Source organism: Streptomyces himalayensis subsp. himalayensis (assembly GCF_013778455.1).
Taxonomy (GTDB): Bacteria; Actinomycetota; Actinomycetes; order Streptomycetales; family Streptomycetaceae; genus Streptomyces; species Streptomyces himalayensis.
The window spans coordinates 49,234-64,459 of the sequence record NZ_JACEHE010000037.1 but is presented as its reverse complement, the minus strand read 5'-3'; the positions used below and the strand labels follow the sequence as shown (position 1 = coordinate 64,459).

At 69.6% G+C, this 15,226-nt stretch carries 13 protein-coding genes; 9 read left to right on the top strand and 4 right to left on the bottom strand.

Annotated features, from left to right (window positions below):
• Positions 1–10 precede the first annotated feature (10 nt).
• Positions 11–1,036, bottom strand: a complete 1,026-nt coding sequence (locus H1D24_RS36180; RefSeq protein ID WP_181661962.1) for an ADP-ribosylglycohydrolase family protein — start codon at positions 1,034–1,036, stop codon at positions 11–13.
• Between H1D24_RS36180 and H1D24_RS36175 the strand changes: the two genes are divergently transcribed.
• The 6 genes from H1D24_RS36175 (at position 1,026) to H1D24_RS36150 (ending at position 10,091) form a co-directional block, all read left to right on the top strand.
• Positions 1,026–1,322 (top strand): hypothetical protein, encoded by a 297-nt coding sequence (locus tag H1D24_RS36175; protein WP_181661961.1) that lies wholly within the window; start codon positions 1,026–1,028, stop codon positions 1,320–1,322. The genes H1D24_RS36180 and H1D24_RS36175 overlap by 11 nt on opposite strands.
• A 169-nt stretch (positions 1,323–1,491) precedes the next feature.
• A complete protein-coding gene (locus H1D24_RS36170; RefSeq protein ID WP_181661960.1) occupies positions 1,492–2,223 on the top strand; it encodes a VIT1/CCC1 transporter family protein in 732 nt (243 codons plus the stop codon).
• 293 nt (positions 2,224–2,516) lie between these two features.
• Entirely contained in the window at positions 2,517–7,133 is a 4,617-nt protein-coding gene (gltB, locus tag H1D24_RS36165) for a glutamate synthase large subunit (RefSeq protein ID WP_181661959.1), read from the top strand.
• Positions 7,126–8,589: a glutamate synthase subunit beta gene (locus tag H1D24_RS36160; RefSeq protein WP_181661958.1), complete on the top strand. Its 1,464-nt coding sequence runs from the start codon at positions 7,126–7,128 to the stop codon at positions 8,587–8,589. The genes gltB and H1D24_RS36160 overlap by 8 nt, the downstream gene beginning before the upstream one ends.
• Before the next feature lie 459 nt (positions 8,590–9,048).
• Positions 9,049–9,897, top strand: coding sequence for a helix-turn-helix domain-containing protein (locus H1D24_RS36155; protein ID WP_181661957.1), 849 nt, complete (start codon positions 9,049–9,051; stop codon positions 9,895–9,897).
• On the top strand, positions 9,876–10,091 hold the full coding sequence (locus tag H1D24_RS36150; RefSeq protein WP_181661956.1) for a DUF397 domain-containing protein: 216 nt from the start codon (positions 9,876–9,878) through the stop codon (positions 10,089–10,091). Before H1D24_RS36155 ends, H1D24_RS36150 begins: the two co-directional genes overlap by 22 nt.
• Before the next feature lie 488 nt (positions 10,092–10,579).
• On the opposite strand, the gene H1D24_RS36145 is transcribed toward H1D24_RS36150, so the two are convergent.
• Positions 10,580–10,765: a hypothetical protein gene (locus H1D24_RS36145; RefSeq protein ID WP_181661955.1), complete on the bottom strand. Its 186-nt coding sequence runs from the start codon at positions 10,763–10,765 to the stop codon at positions 10,580–10,582.
• A gap of 353 nt (positions 10,766–11,118) precedes the next feature.
• Here H1D24_RS36145 and H1D24_RS36140 point away from each other — a divergent pair, with 353 nt between their 5' ends.
• Together H1D24_RS36140 and H1D24_RS36135 are read left to right on the top strand one after the other, a co-directional pair.
• Positions 11,119–12,027, top strand: coding sequence for a helix-turn-helix transcriptional regulator (locus tag H1D24_RS36140; protein WP_181661954.1), 909 nt, complete (start codon positions 11,119–11,121; stop codon positions 12,025–12,027).
• A 119-nt stretch (positions 12,028–12,146) separates the two neighbouring features.
• The gene (locus H1D24_RS36135; RefSeq protein WP_181661953.1) at positions 12,147–12,329 is read left to right on the top strand and encodes a hypothetical protein; all 183 of its coding nucleotides are present in this window, start codon (positions 12,147–12,149) and stop codon (positions 12,327–12,329) included.
• A 14-nt stretch (positions 12,330–12,343) separates the two neighbouring features.
• On the opposite strand, the gene H1D24_RS36130 is transcribed toward H1D24_RS36135, so the two are convergent.
• Both H1D24_RS36130 and H1D24_RS36125 read right to left on the bottom strand, forming a co-directional pair.
• Positions 12,344–13,255 carry a chitosanase gene (locus H1D24_RS36130; RefSeq protein ID WP_181661952.1) on the bottom strand — a complete coding sequence of 304 codons (912 nt, stop codon included), beginning with the start codon at positions 13,253–13,255 and terminating at the stop codon, positions 12,344–12,346.
• 114 nt (positions 13,256–13,369) lie between these two features.
• Positions 13,370–14,287, bottom strand: a complete 918-nt coding sequence (locus H1D24_RS36125; RefSeq protein WP_309484574.1) for a rhomboid family intramembrane serine protease — start codon at positions 14,285–14,287, stop codon at positions 13,370–13,372.
• A 214-nt stretch (positions 14,288–14,501) separates the two neighbouring features.
• On the opposite strand from H1D24_RS36125, the gene H1D24_RS36120 reads away from it, so the two are divergent.
• The gene (locus H1D24_RS36120; RefSeq protein ID WP_181661950.1) at positions 14,502–15,224 is read left to right on the top strand and encodes a VWA domain-containing protein; all 723 of its coding nucleotides are present in this window, start codon (positions 14,502–14,504) and stop codon (positions 15,222–15,224) included.
• Positions 15,225–15,226 lie beyond the last annotated feature (2 nt).

Here is a 15,226-nt window from a genome sequence, read left to right as displayed (position 1 = left end):
TTCCGCAACATCAAGGGCCTGCCGTTCGCCCCGCCGGGCGGTCCTCGGGTGTCAGCAGGTCCGCGACCTCCAGAACGTGGTGGCCCTTCATCGATGGAAGGCATGTCCCCCTGGCCGGGCCGATGGCGGTCGCCCAGTCCGCGGGGATCGCGGAGACCCCGCACGTGGCGCCGGCCAGGGCGCCCGCGACGGCCGCCGTGGTGTCGGCGTCGCGGCCCATGTTGACCGCGGTCAGCACCGCCTGGACGAACGCACCGTCGGCCGCCGCGTACGCGCCGAAGGCCAGCGCAACGGCCTCAGGAGCCAGATCCGTCCAGGGGTAGCCGCCGATGACGACGGCCCGGCGGACCGCCCGCTCGCCGCGGTGTGCGACGGCCACCGCGCGTCGCAGGGAGCGCGCGGTCCAGGAGTCGTCGGGCACGACGGAGAGCGCGGACGCCACGACCGCCACGGTGGGCGCCCCCGCCATCGCCGCCGCGACGCCCGCGGCCACCGCCTGACCTCCGTAGATGCCCTCCCCGTCATGGCTGACCGAGCCGTCGATCGCCACGAGCCGGGCCGCCTCGGCGGGGCGGCCCGCGGCGAAGACGCCGAAGGGCGCGGCGCGCATCGCGAGGCCGTCGCTCCACGCGTGCCGGTGCTGTGCGGAGATCGGGGCCGCGAGCCCGCGCCGGAGGTTCTCCAGCGTGCCGCGCTCGCTGAAACCCGCGCCGCGGAACGGGCCCTCGTCCCGGTCGGCGATCCACTGGTGCCAGGCCGCCTCAACCTGCGCCACGGTGAGCCCGGAGCCGTACCGGGCGAGGAGCAGCCCCGAGAAGATCGCGTACTCGGTGTCGTCCGTGCCCGACGGACGCTCGGCGACATACCCCGTGATACGGCCCCAGCGGCGGCGGATCTGGGACGGCTTCATGTTCTCCGCGGGCGCGCCCAGCGCGTCACCGACGGCGAGGCCGAGCAGCGCACCGCGCCCCCGCTCGCGGAGCTCGGCCGCGCCACCCGGTGCCGGGACCGAAGGAATACGGGCAATGGACGCCATGCGGGCCTCTCAGCGGATCTGCGGTCTGCGGTCGTCGTCGGTCTGCGATCTGGGGTCGCAGCACCTGCTGGACCAGTCCTTCCTGGACCGGCACGCGACGCTGCCCGCCGGCCCTTTCCTGGATCTCTGCCACGCCGGACGGCGGGCAGGAGCCCCCGAGCCCCAGCGTCACCCCTTCGACATCTGCGCGCGACCTCGTACCGATGAGCGTCAGTGGTCCTCTGAGGCGCTCGTCCAGCCCCTCAACTACCGCAAAACCGCAGGTAAGTACGGCCTTCCTTGCTAGCGGGAGCCGTTTTTCGTGCGTACTTTCGAGGGTGTTGACGGCGTGAGGCGTGAAGGGTCGCCCACCGCAGTCATCAATGGAGAACCACCACTGAGAACCACGACGGCGATCAACCAGGTTCGCGAAAGCGGCGCCGGTTCAGGCGCACAAAAAGGGAGCACTGCGCGGCATGTCCATCATCGACACCGAAGCGGCACTGCACGAGGCGCACCGCGACAACCACACCCACCGTGACGTCAACGGTGGCTGGCTGCGCCCCGCCGTCTTCGGCGCGATGGACGGTCTGGTGTCCAATCTGGCCCTGATCACCGGTGTCGCCGGAGGATCCGTGGCGCCGGGGACCATCGTCCTCACGGGGCTCGCGGGACTCGCCGCCGGAGCCTTCTCGATGGCCGCGGGCGAGTACACCTCCGTCGCCTCGCAGCGCGAGCTCGTCCAGGCCGAGCTGGACGTCGAGCGCCGGGAGCTGAGGAAGCACCCGAAGGACGAGGAGAAGGAGCTCGCCGCGCTCTACGTGTCGCGCGGGGTCGAGTACGGCCTCGCCCGCGAAGTCGCCAGGCAGCTGTCGAAGGATCCCGAGCAGGCCCTGGAGATACACGCGCGCGAGGAGCTCGGCATCGACCCCGGGGATCTGCCCTCGCCCACCGTCGCCGCCGTCTCGTCCTTCGGGTCCTTCGCGCTGGGCGCCCTGCTGCCGGTGCTGCCGTATCTGCTCGGTGCCACCGCCCTGTGGCCCGCGCTCGTGCTCGCGCTGCTCGGGCTGTTCCTCTGCGGGGCGGTCGTGGCGAAGGTCACGGCCCGGTCCTGGTGGTTCAGCGGGCTGCGGCAACTGGCCCTGGGCGGCGCGGCCGCGGGTGTGACGTACGTCCTGGGTAATCTGTTTGGTACGGCTCTAGGATGAGGTCCTATGCAGAGGACCGCATAAGTAGTCGTTACTAGGCGGTTTCAGCGGCTTAACCGCTGGGCATGAGCCGTAAGCGTCGCGGGCAAGGAAGCCCGCCCGCCGTGGGCCGACGGTCATGGATCTGTCCGTATTGGTCCCCTCTTCATCGCCAACCGGCGATGTCCGCATGCTGGAATGCACTATCCCGTTTCCGGGGTGCGCCCCATCATGTAACCTGCATGAAATTTTGTCAGAGGGCCAACGTCGTCCCTCGGCACCTGCTATATGCCACGACGACGACGGGAGAGCCGATGCGTACGCCGCGCCAGCCGTCCCTGCATTCCGCGACTGACGGGTCGACCATCGAGTCCCCGTGGTCGCACATGGATGCACGCCCTGCCGCGCAGGGGATGTACGACCCGCGCAATGAGCACGACGCCTGCGGCGTCGGCTTCGTGGCCACCCTCACCGGCGAGGCGAGCCACACGCTGGTCGAGCAGGCGCTCACGGTTCTGCGGAACCTGGAGCACCGCGGCGCCACCGGCTCCGAGCCCGACTCCGGCGACGGCGCGGGCATCCTGTCCCAGGTCCCCGACGCCTTCTTCCGCGAGGTCGTGGACTTCGAGCTGCCCGCCGCGGGTGCCTACGCGGCCGGTATCGCCTTCCTGCCGCTGGAGGGCAACGCCGCGGTCGTCGCGCAGATCGACGCCATCGCCGCCGAGGAGGGCCTGACCGTCCTGGGCTGGCGCGAGGTTCCGGTCGCCCCCGAGCTGCTCGGCGCCACCGCCCGCTCGACGATGCCGGCCTTCCGCCAGATCTTCGTCGCCGACGGCACGGCTGTGCCTGTTACGGGTATTGCCCTCGACCGCAAGGCCTTCGTGCTGCGCAAGCGCGCCGAGCGCGAGGCCGGCGTGTACTTCCCGTCGCTCTCCGCCCGCACCATCGTCTACAAGGGCATGCTGACCACCGGCCAGCTGGAGCCCTTCTTCCCGGACCTGTCCGACCGCCGCTTCGCCTCCGCGGTCGCGCTCGTGCACTCCCGGTTCTCGACGAACACCTTCCCGAGCTGGCCGCTCGCCCACCCGTACCGCTTCGTCGCGCACAACGGCGAGATCAACACGGTCAAGGGCAACCGCAACTGGATGCAGGCGCGTGAGTCGCAGCTGGTCTCCGACCTGTTCGGCGACAAGGAGCTCGAGCGGGTCTTCCCGATCTGTACGCCGGACGCATCCGACTCCGCGTCCTTCGACGAGGTCCTGGAGCTGCTGCACCTCGGCGGCCGGTCGCTGCCGCACAGTGTGCTGATGATGATCCCCGAGGCGTGGGAGAACCACGACTCGATGGACCCGGCCCGGCGCGCCTTCTACCAGTACCACTCCACGCTCATGGAGCCCTGGGACGGCCCGGCCTGCGTCACCTTCACCGACGGCACCCAGGTCGGCGCGGTCCTCGACCGCAACGGTCTGCGCCCGGGCCGCTACTGGGTCACCGACGACGGCCTCGTCGTCCTCGGCTCCGAGGTCGGCGTCCTCGACATCGACCCGTCCAGGGTCGTCCGCAAGGGCCGACTGCAGCCCGGCAAGATGTTCCTCGTCGACACCGCCGAGCACCGCATCATCGAGGACGACGAGATCAAGGCCGCGCTCGCCGCCGAGCACCCGTACCAGGACTGGCTCGAGGCCGGGATCATCGAGCTCGAGGACCTGCCCGAGCGCGAGCACATCGTGCACACGCATGCCTCGGTCACGCGCCGCCAGCAGACCTTCGGCTACACCGAGGAGGAGCTGCGCGTCATCCTCGCGCCGATGGCCAAGGCCGGCGCCGAGCCGATCGGCTCGATGGGTACGGACAGCCCGATCGCGGCCCTGTCCGAGCGCCCGCGGCTGCTCTTCGACTACTTCACCCAGCTGTTCGCGCAGGTCACCAACCCGCCGCTGGACGCCATCCGCGAGGAGCTCGTCACCTCGCTGTACTCGTCCCTGGGCCCGGGCGGCAACCTGCTCGAGCCGACCGCGGCCTCCTGCCGCTCGGTCACCCTGCCCTTCCCGGTGATCGACAACGACGAGCTGGCCAAGCTCATCCACATCAACGCCGACGGCGACATGCCGGGCATGACGGCCGCGACCCTGTCCGGCCTGTACCGGGTCTCCGGCGGCGGTGAGGCGCTGGCAGCGCGGATCGAGGAGATCTGCGCCGAGGCCGACGCCGCCATCGACAACGGCGCCCGCCTGATCGTCCTGTCGGACCGCCACTCGGACGCCGAGCACGCGCCGATCCCGTCGCTGCTGCTCACCGCGGCCGTCCACCACCACCTCATCCGCACCAAGCAGCGCACCCAGGTGGGCCTGCTGGTCGAGGCCGGCGACGTCCGCGAGGTCCACCACGTCGCGCTGCTCATCGGCTACGGCGCCGCGGCCGTCAACCCGTACCTGGCGATGGAGTCCGTCGAGGACCTCGTCCGGGCGGGAACGTTCCTCCCCGGCATCGAGCCCGAGAAGGCCATCCGCAACCTGATCTACGCCCTCGGCAAGGGCGTGCTGAAGGTCATGTCCAAGATGGGCATCTCGACCGTCGCCTCCTACCGCGGCGCGCAGGTCTTCGAGGCCGTCGGTCTCGACGACGCCTTCGTCGAGAAGTACTTCAACGGCACCGCCACCAAGATCGGCGGCGTCGGCATCGACGTCATCGCCGCGGAGGTCGCCGCTCGCCACGCCAAGGCGTACCCGGCCTCCGGCATCGCCCCGGCGCACCGTGCGCTGGACATCGGCGGCGAGTACCAGTGGCGCCGTGAGGGCGAGCCGCACCTGTTCGACCCGGAGACGGTCTTCCGCCTGCAGCACGCCACGCGCACGCGCCGCTACGACATCTTCAAGAAGTACACGGACCGCGTGAACGAGCAGTCCGAGCGGCTGATGACGCTGCGCGGCCTGTTCGGCTTCACGTCCGACCGCCCCTCGATCCCGGTCGAGGAGGTCGAGCCGGTCTCCGAGATCGTCAAGCGGTTCTCCACCGGCGCCATGTCGTACGGCTCCATCTCCAAGGAGGCGCACGAGACCCTCGCCATCGCCATGAACCAGCTGGGCGGCAAGTCCAACACCGGTGAGGGCGGCGAGGACGCCGACCGTCTGTACGACCCGGCGCGCCGTTCGTCGATCAAGCAGGTCGCGTCCGGCCGCTTCGGCGTGACCTCGGAGTACCTGGTCAACGCCGACGACATCCAGATCAAGATGGCCCAGGGCGCCAAGCCCGGTGAGGGCGGCCAGCTGCCCGGCCACAAGGTCTACCCGTGGGTCGCGAAGACCCGGCACTCGACGCCGGGCGTGGGACTCATCTCCCCGCCGCCGCACCACGACATCTACTCCATCGAGGACCTGGCTCAGCTGATCCACGACCTCAAGAACGCCAACCCGGCCGCCCGCATCCACGTGAAGCTGGTGTCCGAGGTCGGCGTCGGCACGGTCGCCGCGGGTGTCTCCAAGGCGCACGCGGACGTGGTCCTGATCTCCGGTCACGACGGCGGTACGGGCGCCTCGCCGCTCACCTCGCTGAAGCACGCCGGCGGCCCCTGGGAGCTCGGCCTCGCCGAGACCCAGCAGACGCTGCTGCTCAACGGCCTGCGCGACCGCATCGTCGTGCAGACCGACGGCCAGCTGAAGACCGGCCGCGACGTCGTCATCGCCGCGCTGCTGGGCGCCGAGGAGTTCGGTTTCGCGACCGCGCCGCTCGTCGTCTCCGGCTGCGTCATGATGCGCGTCTGCCACCTGGACACCTGCCCGGTCGGCATCGCCACCCAGAACCCGGTCCTGAGGGACAGGTTCGCGGGCAAGGCCGAGTACGTCGTGAACTTCTTCCAGTTCATCGCCGAAGAGGTCCGCGAGATCCTCGCCGAGCTGGGCTTCCGCTCCATCGAGGAGGCCGTCGGCCACGCCGAGGCGCTCGACGTCACGCGGGCGATCGACCACTGGAAGGCGCAGGGCCTGGACCTGGCCCCGCTCTTCCACGTGCCGGAGCTGCCCGAGGGCGCGGTGCGCCACCAGGTGATCGCGCAGGACCACGGGCTGGAGAAGGCGCTCGACAACGAGCTGATCAAGCTCGCCGCCGACGCCCTCGCCGTGGACTCGGCGAACGACGCCCAGCCGGTGCGCGCCCAGGTCGCGATCCGCAACATCAACCGCACGGTCGGCACCATGCTCGGCCACGAGGTGACGAAGAAGTTCGGTGGCGCGGGCCTGCCCGACGACACCATCGACATCACCTTCACCGGCTCAGCGGGCCAGTCGTTCGGTGCCTTCCTGCCGCGCGGTGTGACGCTGCGCCTCGAGGGCGACGCCAACGACTACGTCGGCAAGGGCCTGTCCGGCGGCCGCGTGATCGTCCGCCCGGACCGGGGCGCCGACCACCTCGCCGAGTACTCGACGATCGCGGGCAACACCATCGCGTACGGCGCGACCGGCGGTGAGCTGTTCCTGCGCGGCCGCACCGGCGAGCGCTTCTGCGTCCGCAACTCCGGCGCCACCGTCGTGTCCGAGGGCGTGGGCGACCACGGCTGCGAGTACATGACCGGTGGCCGCGCGGTGGTCCTCGGCGAGACCGGCCGCAACTTCGCGGCGGGCATGTCCGGCGGTATCGCGTACGTGATCGACCTGGACCGCGCCAACGTGAACGCCGGCAACGTCGGCGCCATCGAGGCCCTGGACGACGCCGACAAGCAGTGGCTGCACGACGTGGTGCGCCGCCACGCGGAGGAGACCGGCTCGACGGTCGCCGAGAAGCTGCTCGCCGAGTGGTCCGTGTCGGTGGACCGCTTCAGCAAGATCATTCCCAGCACGTACAAGGCAGTGCTCGCCGCCAAGGAAGCCGCCGAGCGAGCCGGACTCCCCGAGTCCGAGATCACCGAGAAGATGATGGAGGCGGCGACCAATGGCTGATCCCAAGGGCTTTCTGAACCACGGCCGTGAGGTCGCCAAGTCCCGCCCGGTGAACGAGCGCCTCAAGGACTGGAACGAGGTCTACGTCCCCGGCTCGCTGCTGCCGATCATCTCCAAGCAGGCGTCGCGCTGCATGGACTGCGGCATCCCGTTCTGCCACAACGGCTGTCCGCTCGGGAACCTGATCCCCGAGTGGAACGACTACGCGTACCGCGAGGACTGGCAGAACGCGTCCGAGCGCCTGCACGCCACCAACAACTTCCCGGAGTTCACGGGCCGCCTGTGCCCCGCTCCGTGCGAGTCGGCGTGTGTGCTCGGCATCAACCAGCCTGCCGTCACCATCAAGAACGTCGAGGTCTCGATCATCGACAAGGCGTGGGACAGCGGCGATGTCGCGCCGCAGGCCCCCGAGCGCCTCTCGGGCAAGACCGTCGCCGTGATCGGCTCGGGCCCGGCCGGCCTGGCCGCCGCCCAGCAGCTGACCCGGGCGGGCCACACGGTCGCGGTGTACGAGCGCGCCGACCGCATCGGCGGTCTGCTCCGCTACGGCATCCCCGAGTTCAAGATGGAGAAGCGCCACATCAACCGCCGCATCGAGCAGATGCGCGCGGAGGGCACGAAGTTCCGTACCGGCATCGAGATCGGCCGCGACATGCCGGGCAGCGCACTGCGCAAGCGGTACGACGCGATCGTGATCGCGGCGGGCGCCACGACGGCCCGCGACCTGCCGGTGCCGGGGCGCGAGCTCAAGGGCGTCTACCAGGCGATGGAGTACCTGCCGCTGGCCAACAAGGTCCAGGAGGGCGACTTCGTGGCGCCCCCGATCACGGCCGAGGGCAAGCACGTCGTCGTGATCGGCGGCGGTGACACCGGCGCGGACTGCGTCGGCACCGCCCACCGCCAGGGCGCGGCCTCCGTCACGCAGCTGGAGATCATGCCCCGCCCGAACGACGAGCGGAACCCGGTCGCCCAGCCCTGGCCGACCTTCCCGATGCTCTACAAGGTCACCTCCGCGCACGAGGAGGGCGGCGAGCGGGTCTACTCCGTCTCGACCACGCACTTCGAAGGCGACGAGGACGGCAACGTCCAGTGGCTGCACCTCATCGAGGTCGAGTTTGTCGACGGCAAGCTGACCCAGAAGCCGGGCACGGAGCGCAAGATTCCCGCCCAGCTCGTCACGCTGGCCATGGGCTTCACGGGCACCGACCGTGAGAACGGCCTGGTCGAGCAGCTCGGCCTGGAGCTCGACGAGCGCGGCAACGTCGCCCGCGACGCCGACTTCCAGACCAACGTGCCCGGCGTCTTCGTCGCCGGTGACGCGGGCCGCGGCCAGTCCCTCATCGTGTGGGCCATCGCCGAGGGCCGTTCGGCTGCTCGCGGGGTCGACCGCTTCCTGACGGGCGCGAGCGACCTGCCGGCGCCGATCCGCCCGACGGACCGTGCCCTGATGGTCTGACGGTCCGTCACCGAAACGTCCCGTACAAAGGCGTACGGAACGCCACGCGGCGCCTGCCCCCTGTCCCCGACCGGACATGGGCGGGCGCCGCGGCGCGTTTCCCTACGGGCGGCAGGCGGGGGCCTGCTTCTGCCCGTCGTCGCCGAGGGCGGGCACAGTTCAGCGTGCAGCTGCTCGGCCTCGATCAGGCTCAGCCGCAGCTGGGCGTCGGCGTGATGCTCGCCGTCGCGGACGATCCACAGCGGCACGGCGAGCGCCGACTCGTCGGGCGCGCGCACCACCCGCCTGCCCGGAATCCGGTCCAGCCGCCAGCCCCGCGCGGGGTCGCGTACCTCAGGCATCACGGGTACCTCCTGTTTTCGATTGCCTTGCGTACGCATATGGTTGCGCTGCGTTGTCTACGCTCGATAGTGGAGACAAGTCCTCAACGCCCGTTGCGGACATGAGGGATTGGTGTTCATGGCGGCACGTCCACGCGAGTTGACCCCAGACCGTTCTGTCCGGGATCTGTTCGGCGCCGAGGTGCGCAGGTGCAGGGAGGAGGCGGGTATGTCGTTGGTCCGTCTCGCCGAGGTCCTGAACTACAGCAAGACGCATCTTGGCAATGTCGAGACCGCCGACCGGACCGTTCCGCCCGACCTGCCCGCGAAGCTTGACGCCGCCTTCGACACGGGAGGCCACTTCGGGCGGCTGTATGCACTGGCGCGGCGGGAGGCGCATCCGGACAAGTACCGGCGGTACATGGACTTGGAGGCGCAGGCCGTCAGCATCCTGGAGTACGCCGGACACGTGGTGCCGGGGCTTCTCCAGACCAAGGAGTACGCACGCGCGCTCCTGCGGGCCGGCGCGCCCAGGGCCACGCGGGAGGAGATTGAAGCGAAGGTCGCCGCGAGGCTCGACCGTCAGGCATGTCTGCTCGGAGAGGCGCCGCCCAGGCTGTCGGTTGTCCTGGAGGAGGCGGTGATACTGAGGCCGGTCGGCGGTCCAGCGGTCATGCACGCACAACTGGGCGCTCTCCTGCCGCTGATGGATGGCCCACAGACGGTGATTCAGGTCCTGCCCTTCGACCACGGAGAACACTTCTTGATGGGCGGGATGCAGATCCTCCTGGAACTGCACGACGGCACGCGGATCGCGTACGTGGAGGGTGGCAACTCCGGCCAGGTCATCGAGGAGTACGAGGACGTGTCCGAGCGATGGTGGGCATACGATCGGCTGAGGGCACACGCCCTCTCGCCACGGGACTCCGCGGCGATGATCCAGTCTGCGATGCAGGAGTACGCCTCATGCGAGCCGCCCTCGACCTGACCGCCGCACGGTGGCGCAAATCCAGCTACAGCAACCAGGACGGCGGGGCGTGCGTCGAGGTGGCCGACGGCTGCCCCGGCGTCGTCCCCGTCCGCGACTCGAAATCACCCACCGGCCCGATACTGCCCGTCTCCGCCTCCGCCTGGCGGACCTTCGTGTCCGCAGTGAACTCGGGCTCCCTGTCCAGCTCGTGAACTTTGATCCCCTTGAGGCGCTCGACGCGGCCGCACTATGGCGCACCGGGAATGTGACAGATCGGGCGTCGAGTGTCACGTTTTCAGGGGGAGATGCGCCCAAACGGTCTTGGGTTGGGCGGGCCCAAGTCCACGCCCCAGTGGTCGGCGAGCGCCTTGACGAGGAGGCCGCGGCCCGGACGCGGCAGTACGGAACACGGACGTGGCGTCTGCCCTGTCCTTGACCGGACAAAGGTAGACGCCACGGCGCGTGTGCGTACCGCATCGGTGTCAGGGACAGTCGGTGTCCTCCCGATGATTACCCGGCAGACAGGAGTCGAGCTCTCCGATCCGGTAGGTGAACCTGCGGTGGCAGTGGCCGCACTCCCGTGACTCGGCGATGAGTAGCCGACCGGAGCAGTGCACTACGGGCATGGTGTGGCGCAGCCGCACCTCCAGGCGTCCGCAGCACGGGCAGACCGCTGCGGCGGCGCTCTGCGGGCGGTCCTTCACCGCACGCTCCCGCCGCTGCGTGCGCCCACCGCGAGACATGCCGCCGCGGGCAGCAGCCAGCCCGCTTCCTGCAGCAGTGCGACGGTGGGTGCGGGCAGGAGCACGAGTACGACGCCGAGCACGAGCGCGGCTACGAACGCCAGGCCTACACCCGAGAGGTCTATCCTGAAGTCGACGAACATGAGGTCTCCTGGGACTTCTTGTGTTTTGAGCCGAAGGCCGCTCCCTGCTTCCGTCCAGAAGCATCAGGGGGCGGCCTCGGCTTTTCTCACGGTCTCCGACGTGACGCGGCCTTCATGAGCCGTTGCCGAAGTGGTGGGTCGGTCACATGGGTGTTCCTCCTCTCGGGACCGGCACCGGTCGGCCGGTACCCCGAGTGTGGAAGCGGTAATGGCGCATGGACAACGGCTGCGAGACGCGCGTAGAACAACACGGACACCCGGGGTGCGCTGACGGACTCTGGCGAACACCGTTGACACTGGCGGACAATGACGGTCACTCAGGAACGTTGTGTGACATGGCGAGGAGGAACAGGGTGACCGAACGGCGCGCAGAGAACCCGCCACCGGCACCCCAACTCGTTTTCGCGGCCCAGTTGCGCGAGCTCAGGCGCCGGACCTACGCCGAGCCCACTGAGGCCACGCTGGCGCGGAAGATGGGATGCAGCCGCAGCACGGTCTCCGCGATCCTCAACGGCCGCAGATTTCCCAGCTGGCCGCACACGGAGGCGTTCGTCGTCGGCTGCGAGGGGAACGTACGGGACTGGCGCGAGCGCTGGCTGCGCGCCAAGCGGCAGATCGACGAGTCGCGCCAGGGGGCAGTGGCCGGCACAGCCGCTCCGCTCGACACGGTGGCCGAGGCGCCGCTCGCCGAGGGCCTGCACGCGGCCGCACACACGGGTCTGGCCGTGCGCTGGTACCGCGACAACCGCGAGTTCTATGGCGCGGCTGCCGAGCGCGTACACCGTGCCAGGTCTGAGATCCGCGTCACCTACACGCGGCGCTATCCGCCGACCCAGTACACGACCAGGGCGTCGGCCGAGTACTTCCAGGCCATCCTCGAGTGGGCCGCTGAGGAGAGTGACGACGAGCGGTGCGTCCGCCGTATCATCGGGGTGCCCGAGCAGGGCGGGGTGCCCGACAAGGACATGCTGGCCTGGGCGCGCAGGCATCATGAGGACACCAGCCATCTGCTCAACTACGAGGCGAACGTGCTGCGTTGGATGGCGCCCGCCGACGGGCTGAACATGGCGCTCGTCGACGACAACGCCGTCTTCCTGGCGTTCTCCGGCGGCTCGCGGCAGCGTCTCAACGGCTTCAGCGTCGAGGACCCCACCTTCATGAGCTACTTCGCGGGCTACTTCGAGCAGCTCTGGGCGGCGCTGCAGCCATTGAGCACCTACCTGGAGGAGATCGACGGCCGGCGCCCGGACCCGCGCGGCTGAACCCGGACGCGGGGGCGACGCGCCAGAGGATCACGGGCTCCGGCGCGCCCCTGGTGGGGTGCTTCACCGTCTGCCTACCGAGGGTAGCCAGAGTGCACCCGACCCCCCACACATGAGGAGTGATCCATGCGCCGTCGTATGTCACCGTCCCGGGCGCACTCGCCGCGGCCACCCTGCTCGTGCTGGCCGTTCCCACCCCCGCCCAGGCTGCGGAGGGCACTCTCATCATCAACGGAACCGCTTACGAGAACCTGGGCCGTCCTCCCCTGCCACATGGGAGGACGGCCCTCCGCCACGCCTGAGAGCGACGTGGAGGCTACGGCACCCGGAACGTCTCCCCGTACACCTGCCACACCAGCGGAGTGTCCAGCTCGAAGTTGGCGTTGTAGAGGAAGCGCCGCTGCGCCGTGTCGATGCGGCTCGTGTCGCGGTCGGGCTTCTCGTGCTTCATCGCCTTGCGGCGGACGTCCAGGAAGATGTCCAGGTACGCCTTCTCCTTGCCGCCCTCGGCAGGCGTGTCGGCCTCGGCCATGGCTGCCTCGCGCAGGCCGTAGAAGCCGCGCGGTCCTGTGCCGGGGCCGTGCAGCACCATCGCGTCGTAGTAGATGAACTGGCCGAGCGTGCCGAGCCCGTCGAGCTTCGCGAGACGCACGGCCGGTTCGAAGTAGATCTCGTCCCGGTGGGTGTCCTGAGCCTCGCGGAACTCGTCCTTCTGCGCCTCCTGCACCCAGTCCTCGGTGAAGCCGGGGTCCAGGCCCTTGTGGGAGCCGGTGCCGTCGACCTTGCGCAGGGCGGGCAGATAGCGGGCGAGACCGTTGTCCGGGTGGGACTTCGTGTAGCGCTCGACCAGCGTGAGCAGGTCGTGGGTGCCGGTGGTGAAGCCGATGATGCCCGCCGTGTAGCCGCGGCCGTCGCCGATGTCCTCGATGTAGTCGTACTGGCCGCGCCAGTCGAGCGTGGAGTTCTCGGCGCTCGCCACGATCTGCTGGGCCAGCTCCTTCTTCTCGGGAGCGGCGAGGCCCGGCGGCAACTTGGCTATCAGGCGGTCTTCCTTCGCCCGTTCCGAGGCCGACGACGCACCGGCTCCCTTGCCCGGGGATGCGGACGCGGAGAATCGCGGTCCTTTGCCGTCCTGCGAATCTTCCGAGCCCGAGTCGGTCCCGAAGAGAAAAACGGCCGCCGTGGCCACGGGGGCGACGGCGAGAAAGAGACAGCCAGCACGCTTCATAACGGGACAGGGTACGGGCGGCCCTGACGGGCACGGTGCCCAGGATGCCGCCGCCCGGCCGCCGGTCGGTGCCGCAGGATGCCGCCGCCCGGCCGCCGGTCTTCTCCTACGACTTCAGACCGCGCCGCCCCCGCCCGTCAGCTGCGACACCTTCAGCACCGCCAGTGCGACCAGCAGCACCAGCACCGCCACCGCCCCGGCGGCCTGCGCGAGAGTGCGACGGTTCCGCGGAGCGTACGCGTAGGCGACCGTGACCGCACCACCCGCGAGCAGTCCGCCCAGGTGGCCCTGCCATGAGGTGAACGACGCCGAGATCACCATCCAGATCAGAAAGCCCGCGATGAAGCGGTTGACCGCCCCCATGTCCGCGCCGATACGGCGGCTCATCACGTAGTACGCGGCGGCCAGGCCGAAGACCGCGCCGGACGCGCCGACGGCCGACTGATCGGGAGCGATCAGCAGCACGAGCACCGAACCGCCCAGCGCGGAGAGCAGGTACAGGACGAGATAGCGCGAGCGCCCCAGCCCGCTCTCCACCGCACGGCCGATGTTCCACAGCGACAGCATGTTGAGGACGATGTGGAGGATGCCGAACGTGCCCTGTGTGGGAGGCAGATGGAGGAACGCCCCGGTGATGAGCCGGTACCACTCCCCGTCGACGACTCCCTCGGTGTGGAACTCCGCCGGATACGTGTCCTGGTAGAGGTAGTGGCCACCGTCCGGGCCGATCAGCCCGGCCCCGAGCATCGCGAACCGGTCGACCAGCTCCGGGCGCACCAGCTCACCCAGATACGCCAACACGTTGAGGGCGATGAGTGTGTACGTGACGACGGGGACCGCCGAGATCCGTCCGCCGAAGACCGTACGGGCCTGGCGTATGGACCGGTTGCCCTCCTTCACACACTCCACGCACTGGTGGCCGACCGCCGCCTCGCGCATGCAGTCCGGGCAGATGAAGCGGTCGCAGCGGGTGCAGCTGACGTACGACTCGACTTTGGGGTGGCGGTAGCAAGTGGTGACGGAAGGCTCCACGACCGGCTCCTCGGAGACTTCGGGGATCAGGGCATCACAGAACAGAAGGCCGGTGGGGACGGCGGCGATCAAAATAGCGAACCTGTAAGGCTGTCGCGGCAGTGGGTGCCCCGGCCGCTCCTGGGCGGTGCCGTAGCCTCGACAGCCGGGACGCGCGGAACCAGCCGGGATGGGGGCAGGCGCGTCGAGGGGACCGAGCGAACGGAGAGCCCGGATGGGACCGGCCATCAGCCTCACCAAGGTGGAGCAGACCGCGCCCGCACTCGTCAGTCTCTACAAGAGCGCGGGCGTATCCCTCGTCAAGCACGGGCTGAGCGGCGAGCGGGCCGCCGTCTACCTGGTCGTCGACTACTCCGGCTCGATGAAGCCGTACTACAAGGACGGCAGCGTGCAGGCGCTCGCCGACCGGGTGCTGGGTCTGTCCTCGCACCTGGACGACGACGGCCGCGTGCCCGTCGTGTTTTTCTCCACGGACATCGACGCGGTCACGGACATCGCCCTCGACAACCACCGCGGGCGCATCGACGAGATCGTGGCCGGCCTCGGCCATATGGGCAAGACCAGTTACCACCTGGCGATGGACGCCGTCATCGACCACTACCTCGACAGCGGTGCGACCGCCCCGGCCCTGGTCGTCTTCCAGACGGACGGCGGCCCGATCAACAAGCCGGCTGCCGAGCGCTATCTGTGCAAGGCGGCGAGACTGCCGATGTTCTGGCAGTTCATCGGCTTCGGCGACCCGGGCAGCAAGCAGTTCGATTTCCTGCACAAGCTCGACGAACTGGCCGTGCCGCAGAAGCGGCCGATCGACAACGCGGGCTTCTTCCACGCCGGTGCGGACCCGCGGACCGTGTCGGACGACGACCTGTACGACCAGCTGGTCGCGGAGTTCCCGGCGTGGCTGGCGGCCGCCAGGGCGCAGCGGCTCGTGCGCTGAGG

Coding starts and splice junctions, on each gene's coding strand:
- H1D24_RS36130 (WP_181661952.1), bottom strand. CDS start 13,255: ATGAAGCGTGCTGGCTGTCTCTTTCTCGCCGTCGCCCCCGTGGCCACG.
- H1D24_RS36170 (WP_181661960.1), top strand. CDS start 1,492: ATGTCCATCATCGACACCGAAGCGGCACTGCACGAGGCGCACCGCGAC.
- H1D24_RS36160 (WP_181661958.1), top strand. CDS start 7,126: ATGGCTGATCCCAAGGGCTTTCTGAACCACGGCCGTGAGGTCGCCAAG.
- H1D24_RS36150 (WP_181661956.1), top strand. CDS start 9,876: ATGCGAGCCGCCCTCGACCTGACCGCCGCACGGTGGCGCAAATCCAGC.
- H1D24_RS36120 (WP_181661950.1), top strand. CDS start 14,502: ATGGGACCGGCCATCAGCCTCACCAAGGTGGAGCAGACCGCGCCCGCA.
- H1D24_RS36145 (WP_181661955.1), bottom strand. CDS start 10,765: ATGTTCGTCGACTTCAGGATAGACCTCTCGGGTGTAGGCCTGGCGTTC.
- H1D24_RS36180 (WP_181661962.1), bottom strand. CDS start 1,036: ATGGCGTCCATTGCCCGTATTCCTTCGGTCCCGGCACCGGGTGGCGCG.
- gltB (WP_181661959.1), top strand. CDS start 2,517: ATGCGTACGCCGCGCCAGCCGTCCCTGCATTCCGCGACTGACGGGTCG.
- H1D24_RS36175 (WP_181661961.1), top strand. CDS start 1,026: ATGGACGCCATGCGGGCCTCTCAGCGGATCTGCGGTCTGCGGTCGTCG.
- H1D24_RS36155 (WP_181661957.1), top strand. CDS start 9,049: ATGGCGGCACGTCCACGCGAGTTGACCCCAGACCGTTCTGTCCGGGAT.